Genomic DNA, 6,181 nt, shown 5'->3' on the forward strand with positions numbered 1-6,181 from the left:
TAGGAGCAGCCTCATGCTTTTCAGAATGCCCATGAAAACTGGGCGGCGCGCAATGCCGTCCCACTCTATTATCCATGCCTTTTCCCTTCTAGCGCTGGCATTCGGTGCTGCCCTGGCACACGCCGGGGAGAAACCGCTCACTCTGTCCGAGGCCCTCTCGCGGACCATGGCGCAAAACCCCGGCCTCCAGGTCTTCGATTTTCGCCTTCAGGGCCTTGATGGCCGCCGCATTACGGCAGATCAAAATCCTGCCCTGGAGGCCGGCCTGGAAGTGGAAAACTTCCTCGGCAGCGACAATCTGCGAGGAGTTGACGGGGCAGAGTACACCCTATCCCTGTCATCGGTTCTCGAACTTGGCGGCAAGCGTCAGGCCCGCGTCAGCGTGGTTGACTCACGATACGGGCGCGTCGAGGCCGAGCGCCGGGCCGAGACCCTGGATGTGCTCGGACAGGTGACCCAGCGCTTTGTCGCCACCCTGGCCCTGCAGGAAAAACTCCAACTCGCCGCTGAAGCCGTGGCGCTGGCCGAGGCCACCCACGAGATCGTCACCCGTCGCGCCGACCGCGGCGCGGCGCCCCAGGCCGAAGTCCTGCGCGCCAGGGCCGCGCTCACCCAGAGTCGTATTGAGCAGTCCCATCTGCGAGCCGCCTACGAGAGCCGGAAAATGGCTCTGGCTTCCCTGTGGGGTGATACCAGCCCGGACTTTCAAATGCTGGAAGGCGACCTGTTCCAGTTCGGTTCCTCCGACAACTTCGTTGCTCTGTACCAGCGGGTCAGCGACAGCCCGGCCATTCAAATCTACGCCAGCGAACAGCGTATCCGCGAAGCGGAAATTCAGCTGGCGCGCAGCCAGTCCGAGAGCGACATCCGTTGGCAGGTCGGCATCCGGCGCTTCGAAGAGACGGATGATACGGCCTTGACCGCTGGGCTCTCGGTACCGCTCTTTTCCGGACGGCGCAATCGCGGCGAGGTGCAGGCCGCCCTGGCGGCGCGGGATGAGGTCCGATTCCGCCGGGAGGATACCCTGCTGCGCCTCCATTCGCGCCTGTTCGACGCCTACCACTTGCGGCAACAAAGCATCGAGACTGTTGAGCAGATTCGCAGCCAAATGCTTCCCGACCTGACCGAGGCACTCACTCAGACCCGCGAAGCCTATGAAAACGGCCGCTACAGCTATGTGGAGTGGACCGCCGCACAGCGGGAGCTGCTCTCAGCACGGGAGGCACTGGTCGACGCCGCCACCACGGCGCTGCTCAACCAGGCGTTGATCGAACAACTTACGGCGCAGCCACTCGCGACTGTTCCGGGCGCCCCGACGCGCTAACCCACAAATTCAGGATTCACACCATGCAACTGATAAAACAACTCTGTCTGATTCTGGTGGCCACCTGCCTTGCCATCAGCCCCTTACAAGCTGCCGAGGAACAACACGACGAATCGCAGGCAGAGGCCAGGGGGCCTCACGGCGGCATACTGCTGCAACAGAACGACGCCACCGTCGAACTGCAGATCTTCGAGCAGGGGGTCCCACCGGAATACCGGGCCTGGGTCACCAGGGATGGCCGCGCCGTTACTGATGATATTGACCTCAATGTCCAGCTCACCCGCCTGGGTGGGCAAGTGGACACCTTCGACTTCGCCTACCAGGGGGACTACTGGCTGGGGGATGGCGTGGTGACCGAACCCCACTCCTTCGACGTAGAAGTGAGCCTCGCCATGGACGGCAAGAACTACCGCTGGCACTGGGAATCCCACGAAGGTCGCACCCGGATCGCCCCGGCTATCGCCCGAAAAGCGGGTATCACAACGGCCGCAGCCGGGCCGAGTGCCATCGAGCGCAGCCTCACCACCTACGGCAGCCTGACCACGGCACCGCAGCAGATTGCCCGGATCCGCGCCCGTTTCCCGGGCGTGGTCAGCCAGGTGAAGGTCAATCTGGGCGATCGGGTCGAGCGTGGTGACGTGCTCGCTCAAGTCGAGTCCAACGAAAGCCTGCAAACCTACGCACTGCGAGCGCCCATCGACGGGATCGTCATTGAGCGTCGGATCAGCAACGGAGAAATGACCGGGGAGCAACCCCTATTCGCCATTGCCGATTTGACCACTCTGTGGGCGGAATTCAAGGTCTTCCCCGGCCAACGGGCCGAGGTTGCCATTGGCCAGAAAGTCCGACTGAAGGCTGACGGCATTGACCGGGAAGGCACCATCCGCCACCTGCTGCCGGCACCCGGCAACGCGCCCTACACCCTGGCCCGGGTCGAAGTCGACAATGCCGAGGGACTGCTGACCCCCGGTTTGCTGGTGGCCGGGGATATCGTGGTGGAAACGGTGGAGGCCCCCTTGGTGGTTGACAACCGCGCCCTGCAATCCTTCCGGGACTGGACCGTGGTGTTTATTCAGGTGGATGACACCTACGAGATCCGCCCACTGGAGCTGGGCCGCAGCGACGGCAACCTGACTGAGGTGCTGGGCGGCCTGCAAGCAGGCGATCGCTATGTGGTGGAAAACAGTTATTTGATCAAGGCCGATATCGAAAAATCCGGCGCATCCCACGACCACTAACCCAGGAGGCTTTGATGATAAACGCCATCTTACGCTTCTCGGTAGAGCGGCGGTTTTTAACGTTATCCCTTATTCTGGTGCTGGTCGGCGTGGGCGTGTGGAGTTTTCAGCGCCTGCCCATCGACGCGGTGCCGGATATCACCAATGTCCAGGTACAGATCAACACCGAGGCACCGGGCTATTCGCCCCTGGAGGCAGAGCAACGCATCACCTTCCCGGTGGAAACGGCCTTGTACGGCCTGCCCAACCTGTCCTATACCCGGTCCCTGTCCCGCTACGGCCTGTCCCAGGTCACGGTGGTGTTCGAGGAAGGCACGGACATCTATTTCGCCCGCAACCTGATCAATGAGCGCTTGGGCGCCATCAAGAGCGCGCTGCCACCCGGGCTGGAGCCGGAGATGGGTCCCATCGCCACCGGTCTTGGCGAGATCTTCATGTACACCGTAGAAGCCCTGCCCGGTGCCACTCAAGCGGATGGCAGTCCGCTGGACGCTACGGCACTGCGTGAGATCCAGGACTGGATCATCAAACCCCAGTTGGCCCAGGTGCCCGGCGTGATCGAGGTCAACACCATTGGCGGCTACGACAAGCAGTACCACGTCACGCCGTCGCCCCAACGGTTGCTGGAGTTCGGCATCACGGTGGATGAACTGGTCAGCACCCTGCGGGCCAATAACACCAATCGCGGCGCCGGCTATATCGAACGCAACGGCCAACAGCTGTTGGTGCGCTCGCCCGGGCAGCTGGCCACCATTGGCGATATTGAACAGGTGGTGATTGCCAACCGGGATGGTGTGCCAGTCCGGGTAGCCGATGTAGCTGAAGTGGCCATTGGCAAGGAGCTGCGCACCGGCGCCGCCACCCGCGACGGCAAGGAAACGGTGATGGGCACCGCCATGATGCTGGTGGGGGAAAATTCCCGGGCGGTAGCACAGGCGGTGGCCGAAAAGCTGGAGGCCATTCAGCCCTCCCTGCCCGACGGCGTCAAGGTGGAGGCGGTATACGACCGCACAGCCCTGGTGGACAAGGCGATTGCCACGGTGGAGAAGAACCTGCTTGAAGGGGCACTGCTGGTGATCGTGGTGCTGTTTCTGTTGCTGGGCAACCTGCGCGCCGCCTTGATCACGGCAGCTGTCATTCCGCTTTCGATGCTCGCCACCATCACCGGTATGGTGCGGTCTGGCGTATCCGCCAATTTGATGAGTCTGGGGGCGCTGGATTTCGGCCTGATCGTCGACGGCGCGGTCATCATCGTCGAGAACTGTATCCGGCGCCTGTCCCAGGCCCAGCACCAGGGTCAGTTGCCCCTCAAGGAACGTCTGCAATTGGTGTTCGAGGCCACCAACGAAGTGATTCGTCCCAGCCTGTTTGGTGTCGCCATCATTACTGTGGTGTACTTGCCGATCTTTTCTCTCACCGGCGTTGAGGGCAAGATGTTCCACCCCATGGCGGCCACTGTCGTAATGGCACTGCTGGCGGCCATGGTGCTGTCACTGACCGTGGTGCCCGCCGCTGTTGCGGTCTTTATGGGGGGCAAGATCAGCGAAAAGGAAAGCCCGGTAATCAGCGGTGCTAAATCGCTCTACAGGCCTGCGCTGCGGGTGGCTATGAGGTTCCGCTGGCTGGTGTTGGGCGGCGCGACCACGCTGGTAGCGGTCTGTCTCTGGCTGGCGACCACCCTGGGGTCGGAATTTATTCCACAACTGGATGAAGGGGATATTGCACTCCATGCCCTGCGCATCCCGGGCACCGGGTTGGAGCAGTCCATCGAGATGCAATCGCAGCTGGAAGAACGGCTGAAGGCCTTTGGGGAGGTGGACAAGGTGTTCGCCAAGATCGGCACGCCGGAAGTGGCCACCGACCCCATGCCCCCCAGCGTAGCGGACAACTTTGTTATCTTGAAGCCCCGCAGCCAATGGCCGAACCCAGACAAAACCAAGGATGAACTGGTGGCGGAAATGGCAGCAGCGGTGGAAATGCTTCCCGGCAACAAGTATGAGTTCACCCAGCCCATAGAAATGCGCTTCAACGAACTGATCTCCGGCGTGCGCGCCGACATCGGCATCAAGGTGTTCGGCGATGACCTGGATCAGTTGCTGGCATCGGCCAACGACGTCCTTGAGGTTGTGGAATCCATGGAGGGCGCCGCCGATGCCCGGGTCGAACAGGTGACCGGCCTGCCCATGCTGTCGGTACACCCCAAGCGCATGGCGCTATCTCGCTACGGGCTGACCGTGGATGATCTCCAGGATCTGGTGGCAGCCGGTGTCGGGGGCGAAAACGCCGGCCTGATTTACGAAGGCGACCGCCGCTTCCAGTTGGTGGTGCGTCTTCCCGAAGACATCCGCCGGGATGTGGACAGCCTCGCGGACCTACCTGTCCCCCTGCCGGACGGTGGCTATGTGCCCCTGTCGGAAGTGGCCGAGCTGGAGCTGGCTCCGGCGCCCAACCAGATCAGCCGGGAAAACGGCAAGCGTCGGGTGGTGGTCACCGCCAACGTGCGGGACCGCGACCTGGGCGGATTTGTCGAGGAAGCACAGGCGCGCATTGCGGACGACGTGGACCTACCCGCCGGATACTGGCTGGATTACGGCGGGACCTTCGAGCAACTGCAGTCCGCCAGTCAGCGGCTTGCCATCGTGGTGCCCGTGACCCTCGCCATCATCCTCGCACTCTTGGTGATGGCCTTCGGCTCCCTCAAAGATGCCTTGATCATCTTCACCGGCGTGCCACTGGCCCTCACCGGCGGGGTTCTGTCCCTGTGGCTGCGAGACATGCCCCTGTCGATCTCGGCGGGTGTTGGCTTTATCGCCCTCTCCGGGGTGGCGGTGTTAAACGGCTTGGTGATGATCGCCTTTATCCGCGATCTGTGGCACGAGCAGGGTGACCTGATGAAGGCCATTGTCGAAGGCGCCCTGATCCGCTTACGGCCGGTATTGATGACCGCCCTGGTAGCAAGCCTCGGCTTTGTACCCATGGCACTCAATACCGGCACCGGTGCCGAAGTACAGCGTCCTCTGGCGACCGTGGTGATCGGCGGGATTATCTCGTCCACCCTGTTGACGTTGTTTGTACTCCCTGTGCTCTATGCGCTGTTGCATGGCAGAAGTGCCAGTAACTCCACGCCCACAGGCGACATTAATCACGACACTGATAGTTAACCAACACTCCATCGTGGGGGGGGAATCTCCCCATGATTTTTTCAATGTTCTTTTATTGCGGTTTATATCCTGGAAAGACTATGAACGATCCACCCAAGCAACGAATAGATGACTTGAAAGAAGCCTCACCCTTTCGAACACATCGCATCCACGCCATCAACAGTGACTGGTATTTTTTAACCCGTGAAGGTCAAAATATCGGGCCATTCCCGAACAAAAAAGCGGCCTAAGACAGCCTTGCGGAACTCCTGAAAACTGTCAAAATGGATGAGTAGCCAATGGCCCAAAATCCACAAAGTCGCCAAGGTACAGGCGACCTAGGGTCTCCCCATTTTCCGGCGTGTCATCGGCATAGTCCTCCTGAGGAGGTGAACAAGTCTGGTATTCGTGCCTCGGCGTCTGGCGCTCTTCTCCAGAGGGGGTAGAAAACACTTCGGCCTTGAGCAAACAGCCGTTGC

At 61.3% G+C, this 6,181-nt stretch carries 5 protein-coding genes; 4 read left to right on the top strand and 1 reads right to left on the bottom strand.

The genetic code is table 11. From position 1 onward, the window contains the following. Nucleotides 1-52 precede the first annotated feature (52 nt). The 4 genes from AC13CY_RS16045 to AC13CY_RS16060 all read left to right on the top strand — a co-directional run bounded on the left by AC13CY_RS16045 (nt 53) and on the right by AC13CY_RS16060 (nt 5,953). On the top strand, nt 53-1,324 hold the full coding sequence (locus AC13CY_RS16045; RefSeq protein ID WP_227548807.1) for a TolC family protein: 1,272 nt from the start codon (nt 53-55) through the stop codon (nt 1,322-1,324). A gap of 23 nt (nt 1,325-1,347) precedes the next feature. Then, on the top strand, nt 1,348-2,562 hold the full coding sequence (locus tag AC13CY_RS16050) for an efflux RND transporter periplasmic adaptor subunit (RefSeq protein WP_009575228.1): 1,215 nt from the start codon (nt 1,348-1,350) through the stop codon (nt 2,560-2,562). 14 nt (nt 2,563-2,576) lie between these two features. Further along, the gene (locus AC13CY_RS16055; protein WP_483052798.1) at nt 2,577-5,723 is read left to right on the top strand and encodes an efflux RND transporter permease subunit; all 3,147 of its coding nucleotides are present in this window, start codon (nt 2,577-2,579) and stop codon (nt 5,721-5,723) included. An 80-nt stretch (nt 5,724-5,803) separates the two neighbouring features. Beyond that, the gene (locus AC13CY_RS16060) at nt 5,804-5,953 is read left to right on the top strand and encodes a DUF6316 family protein (RefSeq protein ID WP_160052790.1); all 150 of its coding nucleotides are present in this window, start codon (nt 5,804-5,806) and stop codon (nt 5,951-5,953) included. A 28-nt stretch (nt 5,954-5,981) separates the two neighbouring features. Here the strand turns inward: AC13CY_RS16060 and AC13CY_RS16065 are convergent. Further along, a partial coding sequence (locus tag AC13CY_RS16065; protein ID WP_483052799.1) for a hypothetical protein occupies nt 5,982-6,181 on the bottom strand: 200 nt, incomplete at its 5' end.

It is taken from the genome of Vreelandella sp. L-15 (assembly GCF_056857635.1).